Genomic DNA, 14,341 nt, shown 5'->3' on the forward strand with positions numbered 1-14,341 from the left:
TTCAGGTTTTAGGTAAAGTCACGCCCTGCTGCCCTTGATATTTGCCGCCGCGGTCCTTGTAGGAGGTCTCGCAGACTTCATCGCTTTCGAAGAACAGCACCTGGGCGCAGCCCTCACCGGCGTATATCTTGGCTGGCAGCGGCGTGGTGTTGGAAAACTCCAGCGTCACGTAACCTTCCCACTCTGGCTCGAACGGGGTGACGTTGACGATGATGCCGCAACGCGCATAGGTCGATTTGCCGAGGCAGATGGTGAGTACGCTACGCGGAATACGGAAATATTCCATGGTGCGTGCCAACGCAAAAGAGTTAGGCGGGATGATGCAGACATCGCCGCTGAAATCGACGAACGATTTCTCGTCGAAATTCTTAGGGTCGACGATGGTGGAATTGATATTCGTGAAAATCTTGAATTCATTGGCGCAGCGGATATCGTAGCCATACGACGAGGTGCCGTAAGAGACGATCTTGTGGCCGTTAGCCTCGCGCACCTGACCAGGCTCGAACGGCTCGATCATGCCGGTTTCCTGCGCCATGCGGCGTATCCATTTATCGGATTTGATGCTCATAGCGTATTTCCTCTTCTGCCTGCAATTGTGTGTAATGAATTTGTAACCTGCATCTGGCGCAATTTTACGCGAAAACCCTTTTAAAACAGCGATTTCACGCTCTACAGGGTGCTTACTGACGTTTACTGATATTTACTATTCCTAACGTTGCATGGTTTCCCATACTTTCTGCAGGCGCTTCACCGAGACCGGCATCGGCGTGCGCAACTCTTGTGCAAACAGCGACACCCGCAGCTCTTCCAGCAACCAGCGGAATTCCGCCTGCTTCGGATCCGTCTTGCCGCTCCGGTCTTTTTGCGCGCGTTGCCACGGCGTCGCCACTTGCGCCCATTCCGCCATCAGCTTTGCATCGCGGCTCGGATCGGCGCGTAATTTCTCCAGCCGTACATTCACCGCCTTGAGATAGCGCGGGAAATGGGTCAGGTTGGCGTAGTCGTTATCGGCAATGAATCGCTTGCTGACCAGCGATTGCATTTGCGCCTGGATATCGGCGACGGCTTGCGGATACCCTTTGGCGCCTTGCAGGCGCTTTGGCAAACCGTGATATTCGCCCAGGATCAACGCAGCCAGCCGGGCAATTTCATTGCACAGCAAACCCAGCCGCGACTTGCCTTCATCCTTGCGCTGCGTGAATTCTGCGGCGGTCCGTGGGAGCGGTAATTGCAGGCAAGCGCGTTCAAGCCCCGCATGAATAATCTGGTCGCGCAGTTCTTCCTGCGAACCCAACGCCAGGAATTGCATGCCCATTTGCTGCAAGCCAGGGATATTTTTCTCGAGGAATTTCAATTGTTCTTTGAGTTGCAAGGCAAACAACCGGCGCAAGCCCAGATGATGGACCCGTGCGGCCTCGTTCGGATCGTCGAATACTTCCAGATCGCAGTGCGCAGCCCGATCCACCAGCGCAGGGAAACCGATCAAGGTTTGCTTGCCCTGCTGGATTTCGAGCAGTTCGGGCAGTTCGCCAAAGGTCCAGCTGGTCAGGTTGCTGAATTGCGCATTCGTGCTGTCACCGGTCTTTGCAGCCGGCTGAGCGGCAACCCGGGTTGCGGTCGGCGCTGCTGACTTCCCTGCTGACGACGTTGCGCCCTGTTCCGTTGCGGCCGAACTGTCATCGGCGGCCGTGACACTTGCCAACTTCTGGAAACTTTCCCGCGCCTGTCCGCCAAACTCGGCTTGCAAGGCTGCCAAGTTGCGCCCCATGTCGAGCTGCCTGCCATGTTCGTCCACCACCTTGAAGTTCATCGAGTGATGGGCCGGCAAGGTTTCCTGCTTGAAATCGGTGCTGCGCGTGGCGACGCTGGTTTCGGTGCGGATATCCGCCATCAACGCATCCAGCAGATTGCCGTGGCCGAACACATGGCGCGCCTGTATCCGCTCACAAAAGCCGGCGGCGTAATCCGGTAACGGCACACAATTGCGGCGTATTTTTTGCGGCAGAGACTTCAGCAGCAGATGAACTTTTTCCTTCAGCATGCCGGCCACCAGCCAGTCGCAGCGGTCGGCGTACACCTGGTTCAATGCATATAGCGGCACCGTCAGCGTCACACCGTCGCGCGGCGTGCCCGGCTCGAAATGATAGGACAAAGCCATTTCAATGCCAGCCACCCGCAACACTTTAGGGAATAGTTCAGTGGTGATGCCGGCGGCTTCATGCCGCATCAGATCGTCGCGATTCAGGAACAGTAGCTTGGGCGTCTGGACGCTGATGTCCTTATGCCATTTTTCAAACGTGATGCCATTGCAGATATCGGCCGGAATCAGCTTGTCGTAAAACGCCGCGATCAATTCATCGTCGACCAGCACATCGAGCCGGCGTGACTTGTGTTCCAGGTTCTCGATCTCGCGGATGAGTTTCTGGTTGTGCGCGAAGAATGGCGCGCGGGTATCGAACTCACCGCCGACCAGCGCATCGCGAATGAATATCTCGCGCGCTTCCTGCGGATTGATCAAGCCGAAATTGATGCGGCGCTGGCTATATACCACCAACCCGTACAAGGTGGCGCGCTCGGATGCAGACACCTGCGCCGTGCGCTTTTCCCAGCGCGGCTCGCCATACGATTTCTTCAACAGATGGGCGCCAACCCGTTCCAGCCACTCCGGCTGGATCTGCGCGATGCAACGCGCGTACAAGCGGCTGGTATCGACCAGCTCGGCCGCCATCACCCACTTGCCCGCCTTCTTCGACAAATGCGACCCCGGCCACAGATGGAATTTGATGGCGCGCGCGCCGAGATAATGCGAGTCTTCGTCGGACTTGAAACCGACATTGCCAAGCAAACCCGTCAGCAAGGCGCAATGCAATTGCTCGTAGGTTGCCGGCGCTTCGTTCAAACGCCAACCTTGTTCACGCACAATCGTCAGCAGCTGCGAATGCACATCGCGCCATTCACGCAAACGCAATTGCGACAGAAAATTGGCGCGGCAGTTATCCATCAGCTGGCGATTGCTTTTCTTGTGCTCAATCGCGTCGTCAAACCATTTCCAGATTTTCAGGTAACTCAGGAATTCCGATTTTTCATCGGCGAATTTCTTGTGCGCCTGATCCGCCGCACCTTGCGCTTCCAACGGCCGGTCGCGCGGATCCTGCACCGACAAGGCGGCGGCGATGATCAGCATTTCAGACAGGCAGACATTGTCCAACGCTGCCAGAATCATGCGGCCGACGCGTGGGTCGAGCGGCAACTTGGCTAGCTGGCGGCCGGTTTTGGTGAGTGCGTTATTGTCGTCAACTGCGCCCAGTTCCTGCAGCAGCTGATAACCGTCGGCGATGGCCCGGCCCGGTGGCGGTTCGATGAACGGGAAAGTTTCGACATCGGTCAGATGCAGCGATTTCATCCGCAAGATGACGGAAGCCAGCGACGAGCGCAGGATTTCCGGCTCGGTGAATTTCGGCCGTTGCAAATAATCCTGTTCTTCATACAGCCGGATACAGACACCGGCAGCGACCCGGCCGCAACGGCCGGCGCGCTGATTGGCGGCCGACTGCGCAATCGGTTCGATCTGCAGCTGCTCGACCTTGTTGCGATAGCTATAGCGTTTTACCCGCGCCAGGCCGGCATCCACCACGTAACGGATACCCGGTACGGTCAGCGAAGTTTCAGCGACGTTGGTAGCTAGCACGATGCGCCGCGCATTGGACGACTTGAACACGCGCTCCTGCTCCTGCGCCGACAAACGGGCGAACAAAGGCAGGATTTCAACATGGGGCGGATGGTGCTTGCGCAACGCCTCGGCCGTATCGCGGATTTCGCGCTCGCCCGGCAAGAACACCAGCACATCGCCGGAGCCGATACGGGCCAGCTCATCGACCGCATCCACCACCGCATCCATCAAGTCGCGTTGCTCGCGGTCGCGCTGAGCTGCGCTTTGCGGCGCGTTCGGCTTGGCTGCCGCAGCAGCCGGATTGACGCCACTGCGGTCCGCATTATCGACCGGCCGATAGCGCACTTCGACTGCATACAGCCGGCCGGAAACCTCGATCACCGGCGCCGGCTTCTCGTTCGTACCGAAATGGCGGGCGAAGCGATCGGCATCGATCGTCGCCGAGGTGATGATGATTTTCAGGTCCGGGCGCTTCGGCAGCAACTGCTTCAGATAGCCCAGCAGGAAGTCGATGTTCAAGCTGCGTTCATGGGCCTCATCGATGATGATGGTGTCGTACTGGCGCAGCAGGGGATCGGTCTGGGTCTCGGCCAGCAGGATACCGTCGGTCATCAGCTTGATCCAGGCACCCTTGGTCAGGGTGTCGTTGAAGCGGACTTTGTAACCGACGTGTTCGCCTAGCGGCGAGTTGAGTTCCTGGGCGATGCGCTTGGCGGTCGAAGAAGCTGCAATCCGGCGCGGCTGGGTGTGGCCGATCAGGCCGGTTTGGCCGCGCCCCAGTTCCAGGCAGATCTTCGGCAACTGGGTGGTTTTACCCGACCCGGTTTCACCGCAAACGATGATGACCTGGTTTGCTGCCAACGCCGCCGAAATTTCTGCGCGCTTGCCTGAAACCGGCAATTCCTCGGGAAATACGATAGGCGGCAGCGGATTGCGCTCAGGCGCCGGCCGTGCAGACTCTGGACGCGATGAAGCCGAGCGCGGCTGGGATGGACGGCCAGCAGCACGCTGGGGGCTTGGGCGATCTGTTGACCGCGGTGGTTTGTTGGATTCTGATACTGACATGAGGATGGAATTATACAGACCGCCATAGCGGAAGCCGCGGCATATCGCTAACTGTTTTGCCCGCAGCCAAATCAAAATAATTTCCAGAAATGCAATTGCGGTGAAATATGGCCTTGGGTGAGCTAAAGCCGTGGCTGTTTTGGCAACGCTGATTCGCCACACGACATACGTTATAATCGAGGGTTATCGAAACTGCCAGTGTCAACATAGGGTCAGCCCACAACGACCGACAGGCAGGTTTTCCTTTTTTCCGCATTCATTATTCTCAAGGCAGGCGGCCGAGATCGCCTGAACCACGCATCATGCAAGAACCGATCTCCGAGCAACCGGAACTGAATGAAACGACCGACGCAGCCGATGCTGCCGAAGTCCTCGCCCACAATGTTTCCGTCGAACAAATTGCCAGCGAAGTGGCGCGCCGCCGCACTTTCGGCATCATTTCCCATCCGGATGCAGGTAAAACCACGCTGACAGAAAAATTGCTGCTGTTTTCGGGCGCGATTCAGCTGGCCGGTACGGTCAAGGGCCGCAAGAGCGGCCGCCATGCAACGTCGGACTGGATGGACATCGAAAAGCAGCGCGGCATTTCCGTCGCCAGCTCGGTCATGCAGTTCGAATACCGCGACCACGTAGTCAACCTGCTCGACACCCCGGGCCACCAGGATTTCTCGGAAGATACCTATCGGGTACTGACAGCGGTCGACTCGGCGCTGATGGTGATCGATGCCGCCAAGGGTGTTGAAACCCAGACCATCAAGCTGCTCAACGTTTGCCGCATGCGCAATACGCCGATCATCACGTTGATGAACAAGATGGACCGCGAAACCCGCGACCCGCTGGAATTGCTGGATGAGCTGGAATCGGTGTTGAAGATCCAGTGCGCGCCGGTGACCTGGCCGATCGGCATGGGTAAGACTTTCCGCGGCGTGTATCACCTGCTGCGCGACGAAATCCTGCTGTTCGCTGCCGGCAGCGACAAGGCCGACCAGACCTTCGAAGTCATCAAGGGCATCGACAACCCGCGCCTGGACGAAATGTTCCCGCGTGAAATCGAGCAATTGCGGATGGAAGTCGAACTGGTGCACGGCGCTTCGCATCCTTTCGACCAGGAAGCGTTCCTGGCCGGCGTGCAAACCCCGGTATTCTTCGGCTCCGCCATCAACAATTTCGGTATCCGCGAAATCCTGAATGCGCTGATCGACTGGGCGCAACCGCCAGGTTCACGCGATGCTACCGTGCGTACCGTCGAACCGAAGGAAGCCAGCTTCTCCGGTTTCGTGTTCAAGATCCAGGCCAACATGGACCCCGCGCACCGCGACCGGATCGCTTTCCTGCGCGTCTGCTCCGGCCATTTCCAGCGCGGCATGAAGATCAAGCACCTGCGCCTGAACCGCGAGATCAAGGTATCGAACGTGGTGACCTTCATGGCATCGAGCCGCGAACAGGTCGAAGAAGCTTACGCCGGCGACATCATCGGCTTGCCGAACCACGGCAACATGCAGATCGGCGACAGTTTTTCTGAAGGTGAATTGTTGCAGTTCACCGGCATCCCCTACTTCGCCCCGGATTTTTTCCGTTCGGTGCGGATTCGCAATCCGCTCAAGATCAAGCAGTTGCACAAAGGCTTGCAACAGCTCGGAGAAGAAGGCGCGATCCAGGTGTTCAAGCCAGTCACCAGCAGCGATCTGGTATTGGGCGGAGTCGGCGTGCTGCAGTTTGAAGTGGTTGCCAGCCGTTTGCTCAACGAGTATGGCGTCGATGCCGTATTCGAAGGCACCAGTATCAGCAGCGCGCGATGGATCACCTGCGACGACAAGAAAATCCTGGCCGACTTTGAAAAATCATCGGCCGGCCATAACGTCGCCTACGATGCGGCCGGCAACATGGCTTATCTGGCGACCTCTGGTGTGAACCTGCGCCTGACGCAAGAGCGTTGGCCGCAAGTTGTGTTCCATGAAACACGGGAGCACGCAGTCAAGCTGAACTAAGAAAACCTAAGGTAATTTTTTATCAAAAAGCCCCGCCCATACTCAGGCGGGTTTTTTTTTGGTTCTTCACGATTCACCTTGAAATATGTCGCGAAACATTTCCAATTTGCATTTCGGAAATCGCGAGAGTAAGCTATACACAGCCTGAATACCACGATTCGCAATTCTAATTCTTATAAGAAAGCGTACATCATGCTACTTCAACGTTCACGTCTGCTCCCCGCCCTGTCCGCTTTCCTGTTATCCACCTTATCCGCCGCCGCCCTTACCTGCGCTCCGACCGGTACCGCGCTGGCGCAGGATGTCTTGCTGGGCGCCTCGGTGCAACTGACCGGTCCGGTCGCCAATACCGGACGCTATTACCGCGATGCCTATCAACTCGCGATCGACAAAATCAACGCCGCGGGCGGCGTGAAAATCGCTGGCCAGCCACATAAACTGGTGCTCCGGCTCTATGACAATCAATCCGACGTCAATCTAAGTGTGCGCCAATACACACGGCTGGTGACGGAGGACAAGGTCAACCTGCTGCTGGGCCCGTTCGCCAGCAATTTTGCACTGGCCGATTCGGCCGTATCGGAGAAGTATAAGATCCCGATGGTAGAAGGCGGCGGCGCTTCGGACCAGATTTTTGCGCGTAAATTCAATTACATTTTCGGCACGCTGGCGCCTGCCAGCAATTACTTTGGCAGCACCGTGGAGATGCTCAAATCGCTCAAGCCGGAGCCGAAATCGGTGGCGCTGCTGTATGCCGATGACGCCTTCGATGTCTCGGTGGCGGAAGGCACGCGGCCTAAATTGAAGCAAGCGGGCTTGAATGTCGTGATGGATGAGCGTTACAGCACCAACGCCACCGACTTCAATTCGCTGCTGTCCCAGATCAAGAGCAAGAACGTCGATGTGGTGCTGGTCGCCGGCCACGAAACCGAGATCCTGAATTTCGTGCGGCAGGCCAAGAGCCTGGCAGTGGCACCTAAGCTGTATTCATTTACGGTGGGCGTGCCGAGTGAGGACTTCCGCAAAGCCTTGGGCAAGGATGCCGACTACGCGTTTGGCATGACCGCCTGGTTGCCGAGTACCACCTTGAAAGACCGCTGGTTTGGCGATGCGCTGCAGTTTGCCAAGGAATACAAGGCCAAATTCGGCTATGACCCGGACTATCATGCAGCGTCAGGCGCTGCCGACGTAGAGGCGCTGGTGCAGGCGATGGAAGATGCTGACAGCATCGATCCGCAAAAGGTGCGCGACGCGCTGGCAAAGATCAAGTTTGATAGCCTGTATGGCCCCATCGCGTTCAATGCGCAAGGGCAAATCGATCTGCCGCAAGTGGTGATCCAGGTGCAAGGTAATCAACTCGCGGAAATCTACGGCGCCAAGGGCTTCGTTAAACAACCGAAGTACCCGATGCCCGCCTGGTCCGCACGCTAAACCTGCTGGCCATCGGGATTTCAGGTGGAACTGCTCGCACAGATCCTCGTCAACGGCATTCTGCTCGGCGGGCTATACGCTGTCATGGCGCTTGGCCTGGCTCTGGTCTGGGGCGTGCTCAATATCGTCAACCTGGCGCATGGCGCCTTCATCATGCTGGGCGCCTACGCGTCGTGGTATCTCTACACGTATGCGCATATTGATCCGTTCCTCGGATTGCCGATCACCGCTGCCGTAATGTTCGTCCTGGGCTACGCGCTGCAGCGTGGCTTGCTCAATCTGGTGATCCGGGCGCCGATGTTCAACACGCTGCTGATCACTTTCGGACTGGAAGTGGTGCTGACTTATCTGGCGCAACTGGTATTTTCGGCAGACTTTCGCACCATCAATCCACCCTATGCGGGCAACAGCCTGGCTTGGGGGCCGGTGGTGTTTCCGGTGGCGCGACTGGGCGCTTTCGGCGTCGCCATTGTCCTGACGGTCGGCATGTGGCTGTTTTTGCTGCACACGCGGCTCGGACGGGCGATTCGGGCCACTGCCCAGAACCTGACTGCCGCCCGGCTTTACGGTGTCGAACCGCGTCATCTGTATGCCATGACTTTCGCCTTGGGCATCGCACTGGCTGGATCAGCCGGCACGCTGTATGGCACGGTGTCGCAAATCAATCCGTACATCGGCGCCACGCTCACCGCCAAGTCCTTTGCCATCGCGATTATCGGCGGCCTCGATAATCCGCTGGGCGTCATTGTCGGCGGCCTGTTCCTGGGGATCGTTGAGTCGCTGACCGCTTTGTATATCGGCCAGACCTTCGCCGATGTCGCCAGCTTCGGCATCCTGGTGCTGGTGCTGATCGTGCGTCCCAGCGGCTTACTTGGAAAGACCACATGAGCAGCATCAAGACATGGCGCACAGGCCTGGTAATGCTCGCCCTGCTACTGCTGGTCGGCGTTCCCTGGTACGGATCCGACGTGCTGATCCAGTTCGGCATCAACGCGTTGCTGCTAGCGGTGTTGGCGCAAGGCTGGAACATCATTGGCGGCTATACCGGTTATGCCTCGTTCGGCAACTCGGTGTTTTATGGACTTGGCGGTTACGGCGTGGCCATCGCCATGGTGCAGTGGCAATTGCCGTTCGGCGTCGGCCTGGTTTTCGGCGTGCTGCTGGCGATCGTCTTTGCGGTTCTGCTGGGCTTGCCGGTGTTGCGTCTCAAGGGCCACTACTTCGCGATTGCGACGCTGGCTTTGTCGCAGGTAATGACCGCGATCGTCTCCAACGTCGGTCTGGCCGGCCAGAACATCGGCCTGGTGCTGCCGCCGTTGAATAACGACCGCTTATTCTATGAATTGGCGCTGGGTCTGCTGGTGATCGCTACCCTGACGATCTTCTGGCTGACGCGCAGCCGCTTCGGTTTCGGACTGATCGCAATTCGTGAAAACGAGGAAGCCGCCGCCGTCATGGGTGTCAACACAACCTTGTACAAGGTTCTGGCGTTTACGCTTTCAGGCATCTTCAGCGCCCTGGCCGGCGGCATCCATGCTTACTGGATCACCTTCCTCGATCCGGAGAGCGCCTTCGATATCAGCCTTAACGTCAAGATGATCATCATGGCGGTATTCGGTGGCCCTGGCACCGTGCTCGGTCCCATCGTCGGCGCGCTTTCACTGTCTGCGGTTTCCGAATTCCTGTCGAGTGAAGTGACCAGCGTCGCCGGCCTGTTTTTCGGTGTCGTCATCGTCGCTGCGGTGGTCATGATGCCGCTCGGCCTGGCCGATATGCTGCGGCGCTTCCGCAAAACCGGCTGGCGTTATTTCATTGAAAACATCCGGACCCACAGGTTATGACTGCCCTGCTCGAAGTCCGTCATGCCACCCGCCGTTTCGCCGGGCTGATCGCGGTTAACGATGTCAGCCTGACGCTGGCGCAGGGCGAAATCCTGGGCCTGATCGGTCCCAACGGCGCCGGCAAGACGACCTTGATCAGCCTGATCAGCGGAACCCTGGCGCCGAGCGAAGGCGAGCTGCTGTTCCAGGGCGAGTCCATCAACCGCCTGCCGGCATTTCGCCGCGCGCGGCTCGGGATTGGCCGCACGTTCCAGATCATGCGGCCGTTTCCGGGGTTGACCGTGCTGGATAACGTCGCCGTCGGCGCCCTGTTCGGACGCGACGGCGGCCAGTCGCGTTTGGCGCAAGCGCGCGAACAGGCCCGTGCCTGCCTTGAATTCGTGGGTCTGGATAAACACATCGACCAACGCGCCGATGAGTTGGGCGGCCCGGGCCGCAAACGGCTGGAGCTGGCAAAAGCGCTGGCGATGCAGCCCAAGTTGTTACTGTGCGACGAGATCATGGCTGGTTTGAACCATGTCGAGATCGATGAGGTTATCGATCTGCTGCGCAAAGTGCGCGATCAAGGCATCAGCATTCTGGTCATCGAGCATGTGATCAAGGCCATCAAAAGCCTGTCGGATCGCTTGCTGGTGCTGCACCACGGCGAGAAGATCGCCGATGGCACGCCCGAGGCGGTGTTGTCGGATCCGGTCGTGGTGCAGGCTTACCTGGGAAAGAAGCGGCCATGAGCGCTCCGGCAGACACAACTCCCCTGCTTAAAGTCAGCAATCTGGGTGCCGGCTACGGTGAATTGCCGGTATTGCATGGCGTCGACCTGGAAATCTATCCAGCCGAAATGGTGGCGCTGGTCGGCAGCAATGGCGCCGGCAAAACGACTTTGCTGCGTGCTTTATCGGGCATGCTGTCTTGCAGCGGCAGCATTGTGATGAACGGCCGCGAGCTGGCCGGGACCACCCCCGATAAAATCTTCGGCCTGGGCCTGGTGCAAGTACCCGAAGGACGCCAGCTATTTGACCGCATGACCGTGCAAGACAACCTGTTGATGGGCAGTTACCGCCGCCACCACGACAAGATCGCCATCGCGCGCGACCTGGACAAGATGTACACCATCTTCCCGCGCATGGCAGAACGGCGGCGCCAACTGGCCGGCAGCATGTCGGGTGGCGAACAGCAGATGTGCGCCATCGCACGCGCCTTGATGGCGGCGCCGGTGCTGATGATGATCGATGAAATGAGCCTGGGCCTGGCGCCGGTGGTGACGCAGGAATTGATGGAAGTCATGGCCGCGATCCAGCGGGATGGCGTGACCGTGTTGCTGGTCGAGCAGGATGTGCAGCTGGCTTTGTCCGGCGCCAACCGCGCCTACGTGATGGAAACCGGTCGCATCGTGCACAGCGGATTTGCAAAAAATCTGATCAACGATCCGGCGGTTCAGCAGGCCTATCTGGGAATTTAATCGTAGGGTGGGCACGAATGCCCACGCGGAACTTACAACACGCACATACCTGTTTCCGCGCCACGGGGGTCTGTACTCCGGTTATCACAGTCACGCGTGGGCATTCATGCCCACCCTACGCCGACATGCAACCTGCACAGATAATAAAAACCCCCGTTGCGCAACAACGGGGGTTTTCGTTCAACTCAGGAGAATCCCCCCGCAAGCAAACTTATGAATGACTACGCTGATCAGCCTCCGCAAGCGCAGCTTCGCGCGCCGCCAGTTCCTGCTCGGCGTCGATCGCTTTACCGTCCAGCTGACGATGCAATTGCTCTTCATCCAGCTCACCGGTCCATTTCGCCACGACGATAGTCGCCACGCCGTTACCGATGGTGTTGGTCAAGGCACGCGCTTCCGACATGAAACGGTCGATACCGAGGATCAGCGCCAACCCAGCGACCGGCACATGGCCAACCGCCGACAAAGTCGCCGCCAGCACGATGAAGCCGCTGCCGGTAACGCCAGCTGCGCCCTTGGAAGTCAACAGCAAGACTGCCAGCAAAGTCAGTTGCTGCACCAGCGTCATCGGCGTATCGGTTGCCTGGGCGATAAATACTGCCGCCATGGTCAGATAGATCGATGTACCGTCCAGATTGAATGAATAACCGGTTGGAATCACCAGGCCGACCACCGATTTCTTGGCGCCCAGGTTTTCCATCTTGCCCATCAGGCGCGGCAACACCGACTCCGACGACGAAGTACCGAGCACGATCAGTAATTCTTCCTTGATGTATTTGACGAACTTCCAGACGCTGAAACCGTGGATCCTGGCTACCACTCCCAGTACGCCGAAAATGAACAGCAGGCAGGTCAGGTAAAACGCGCCCATCAACTGGCCCAGCGACAGCAACGAGCTGATGCCGTATTTGCCGATAGTGAAAGCCATCGCGCCAAACGCGCCGATAGGTGCGACTTTCATGATGATGCCGACCATGCCGAACAACACGTGCGAGAATTTTTCAACAAAATCAAACACCAGCGTGCCGCGGCCACCGAACTTATGCAGCGCAAAACCGAACAGTATCGCAATCAGCAATACTTGCAGGATCTCGTTCTTGGCAAAAGCATCGACAAAACTGCTTGGGATGATGTGGAACAGGAAATCGGTAGTCGATTCCATCTTGCCCGGACCGGTATAGGCAGCAATGCTCTTGGTGTCGAGCGCGCTCAGATCGACGTGCATGCCGGTGCCCGGATGCCAGACATTGACCACCACCAGGCCGAGGATCAGCGCCACGGTGCTCATGATTTCAAAATACAGCAAAGCCAGGCCGCCGGTCTTGCCGACTTTTTTCATGTCTTCCATACCGGCGATGCCGATCACCACGGTGCAGAAAATCACCGGCGCAATGATCATCTTGATCAATTTGATGAAGCCGTCGCCGAGCGGCTTCATTGCCGCCCCGGTTTCCGGATAAAGATGTCCAAGCACGACGCCGATCACGATGGCCGTCAATACCTGTACATAGAGTGATTTGTAAAGCGCTGGTTTTGCCATATGTTCTCTCCGATTAGATTACGCTTTTTTTAGAATATCGCTGCTGGCCGCCTGCAAACATGTCACCGCGCGGCTGGCGCTGATCGTACTGCTTCCTTTTCCCCACCCGTCGATCCGGTAAACCTCCCTGAATACCGGAACAGGAAAACTGAAAAAAGTGCGCCACTTTAGCTGATAACGCTACCACCACTCAAGTTATTTACATTCATCGACATAAAATTGCATTTTATGCAATCATCATCAAGATGCATCTGCCGCAATCTCTTGAATTGGCAGATTTGCATACGAATACATTCTGTTCTGTATTTCACCGCAAGTAAATTCCCGCATGAGATATTTACCCTGCATGATTTCTTGAGATGCCCTTGTCATAATGATTGCGTATTCTGGATGGCGCTTCCCAATTTCTTACATTGCTTTATTTGCAATTACGTATCTTGTACACATCTTGCACGCATCTTGCTCATAGCCTGCGTGAGAGCCGAAACAACCCTTTTACACAAAACATCGGAAAGCAATGGCAACCTTTCCCCTGTTGCGTTTGTCTCAAACAAGCCAGGCCACCAGCAAGTCTTTTCATAAGGAAGATCCATGACTGAAAACGATGTCCGCAATAACGCCTTTGCGATGCCTATCCACAATCCTGCTTTCCCACCGGGACCTTATCGTTTCATCAATCGCGAATTCTTGATCATTACCTACCGCACCGATCCGGAAGCGCTCAAGAAAATCATTCCTGCGCCACTGCAATTCGTCGAGCCGATCGTCAAGTTTGAATTTATCAAAATGCCGGATTCCACCGGTTTTGGCCATTACTGCGAATCGGGGCAAGTCATCCCGGTGACGCTAGATGGCGTGGCTGGCGGTTATGTCCACAGCATGTTCCTGAACGACCATCCGCCGATTGCCGGCGGCCGCGAATTGTGGGGTTTCCCGAAAAAACTCGGCAACCCGGAGTTGCGCGTGCATACCGACACCCTGATGGGCACACTGGATTACAGCGACTTCCGGGTCGCCACCGGTACCATGGGCTACAAGCACAAGACGCTCGATAATGCAGCGATCAAGAAATCGCTGGAAACGCCGGCTTTCTTGCTCAAAATCATTCCGCATGTCGACGGCACACCGCGCATCTGCGAACTGGTACAGTACAGCCTGACCGACATCACCGTCAAAGGCGCCTGGAGCGGCCCTGGCGCGCTTGACCTGCACGCGCATGCGTTAGCGCCCGTCGCCGATCTGCCGGTGCTGGAAGTATTATCTGCAGTACACATTTTGACTGACCTGACCTTGCCCCTGGGCACGGTCGCCTATGATTATCTGGCCAAGTAACCTAAGCCAGCCAACGTC

10 protein-coding genes are annotated in these 14,341 nt (G+C 57.3%); 7 read left to right on the plus strand and 3 right to left on the minus strand.

Annotated elements, in window-relative coordinates:
• Nucleotide 1 precedes the first annotated feature (1 nt).
• Together dcd and hrpA are read right to left on the minus strand one after the other, a co-directional pair.
• A complete protein-coding gene (gene dcd, locus BM205_RS16025; RefSeq protein WP_092415877.1) occupies nucleotides 2-568 on the minus strand; it encodes a dCTP deaminase in 567 nt (188 codons plus the stop codon).
• Nucleotides 569-709: 141 nt separating this feature from the next.
• Nucleotides 710-4,735 (minus strand): ATP-dependent RNA helicase HrpA, encoded by a 4,026-nt coding sequence (gene hrpA / locus BM205_RS16030; protein ID WP_092415965.1) that lies wholly within the window; start codon nucleotides 4,733-4,735, stop codon nucleotides 710-712.
• A 302-nt stretch (nucleotides 4,736-5,037) separates the two neighbouring features.
• Between hrpA and BM205_RS16035 the strand changes: the two genes are divergently transcribed.
• From BM205_RS16035 to BM205_RS16060, 6 genes are all read left to right on the plus strand, one after another.
• Nucleotides 5,038-6,723: a peptide chain release factor 3 gene (locus BM205_RS16035; protein WP_092415878.1), complete on the plus strand. Its 1,686-nt coding sequence runs from the start codon at nucleotides 5,038-5,040 to the stop codon at nucleotides 6,721-6,723.
• Nucleotides 6,724-6,915: 192 nt separating this feature from the next.
• The gene (locus tag BM205_RS16040; protein ID WP_092415879.1) at nucleotides 6,916-8,151 is read left to right on the plus strand and encodes an amino acid ABC transporter substrate-binding protein; all 1,236 of its coding nucleotides are present in this window, start codon (nucleotides 6,916-6,918) and stop codon (nucleotides 8,149-8,151) included.
• A gap of 24 nt (nucleotides 8,152-8,175) precedes the next feature.
• Entirely contained in the window at nucleotides 8,176-9,039 is an 864-nt protein-coding gene (locus BM205_RS16045; RefSeq protein ID WP_092415880.1) for a branched-chain amino acid ABC transporter permease, read from the plus strand.
• On the plus strand, nucleotides 9,036-9,992 hold the full coding sequence (locus BM205_RS16050; RefSeq protein WP_175511286.1) for a branched-chain amino acid ABC transporter permease: 957 nt from the start codon (nucleotides 9,036-9,038) through the stop codon (nucleotides 9,990-9,992). The genes BM205_RS16045 and BM205_RS16050 overlap by 4 nt, the downstream gene beginning before the upstream one ends.
• Entirely contained in the window at nucleotides 9,989-10,723 is a 735-nt protein-coding gene (locus tag BM205_RS16055; RefSeq protein ID WP_092415881.1) for an ABC transporter ATP-binding protein, read from the plus strand. The genes BM205_RS16050 and BM205_RS16055 overlap by 4 nt, the downstream gene beginning before the upstream one ends.
• Nucleotides 10,720-11,451, plus strand: coding sequence for an ABC transporter ATP-binding protein (locus BM205_RS16060; RefSeq protein WP_092415882.1), 732 nt, complete (start codon nucleotides 10,720-10,722; stop codon nucleotides 11,449-11,451). Before BM205_RS16055 ends, BM205_RS16060 begins: the two co-directional genes overlap by 4 nt.
• Nucleotides 11,452-11,662: 211 nt before the next feature.
• Here the strand turns inward: BM205_RS16060 and BM205_RS16065 are convergent, their stop codons facing one another.
• Nucleotides 11,663-12,991 carry a dicarboxylate/amino acid:cation symporter gene (locus tag BM205_RS16065; RefSeq protein WP_092415883.1) on the minus strand — a complete coding sequence of 443 codons (1,329 nt, stop codon included), beginning with the start codon at nucleotides 12,989-12,991 and terminating at the stop codon, nucleotides 11,663-11,665.
• Nucleotides 12,992-13,582: 591 nt separating this feature from the next.
• On the opposite strand from BM205_RS16065, the gene BM205_RS16070 reads away from it, so the two are divergent.
• Nucleotides 13,583-14,323, plus strand: a complete 741-nt coding sequence (locus BM205_RS16070) for an acetoacetate decarboxylase (protein WP_092415884.1) — start codon at nucleotides 13,583-13,585, stop codon at nucleotides 14,321-14,323.
• The last annotated feature ends 18 nt before the right edge of the window (nucleotides 14,324-14,341 follow it).

Origin of the sequence: Collimonas sp. OK307 (assembly GCF_900113705.1) — a bacterium.
Classification (GTDB): Bacteria; Pseudomonadota; Gammaproteobacteria; order Burkholderiales; family Burkholderiaceae_D; genus Collimonas.

Bases quoted from the DNA above. Each gene is read 5' to 3' on its own strand.
- dcd (WP_092415877.1), bottom strand. From the start codon at position 568: ATGAGCATCAAATCCGATAAATGGATACGCCGCATGGCGCAGGAAACC.
- hrpA (WP_092415965.1), bottom strand. From the start codon at position 4,735: ATGTCAGTATCAGAATCCAACAAACCACCGCGGTCAACAGATCGCCCA.
- BM205_RS16035 (WP_092415878.1), top strand. From the start codon at position 5,038: ATGCAAGAACCGATCTCCGAGCAACCGGAACTGAATGAAACGACCGAC.
- BM205_RS16040 (WP_092415879.1), top strand. From the start codon at position 6,916: ATGCTACTTCAACGTTCACGTCTGCTCCCCGCCCTGTCCGCTTTCCTG.
- BM205_RS16050 (WP_175511286.1), top strand. From the start codon at position 9,036: ATGAGCAGCATCAAGACATGGCGCACAGGCCTGGTAATGCTCGCCCTG.
- BM205_RS16055 (WP_092415881.1), top strand. From the start codon at position 9,989: ATGACTGCCCTGCTCGAAGTCCGTCATGCCACCCGCCGTTTCGCCGGG.
- BM205_RS16060 (WP_092415882.1), top strand. From the start codon at position 10,720: ATGAGCGCTCCGGCAGACACAACTCCCCTGCTTAAAGTCAGCAATCTG.
- BM205_RS16065 (WP_092415883.1), bottom strand. From the start codon at position 12,991: ATGGCAAAACCAGCGCTTTACAAATCACTCTATGTACAGGTATTGACG.
- BM205_RS16070 (WP_092415884.1), top strand. From the start codon at position 13,583: ATGACTGAAAACGATGTCCGCAATAACGCCTTTGCGATGCCTATCCAC.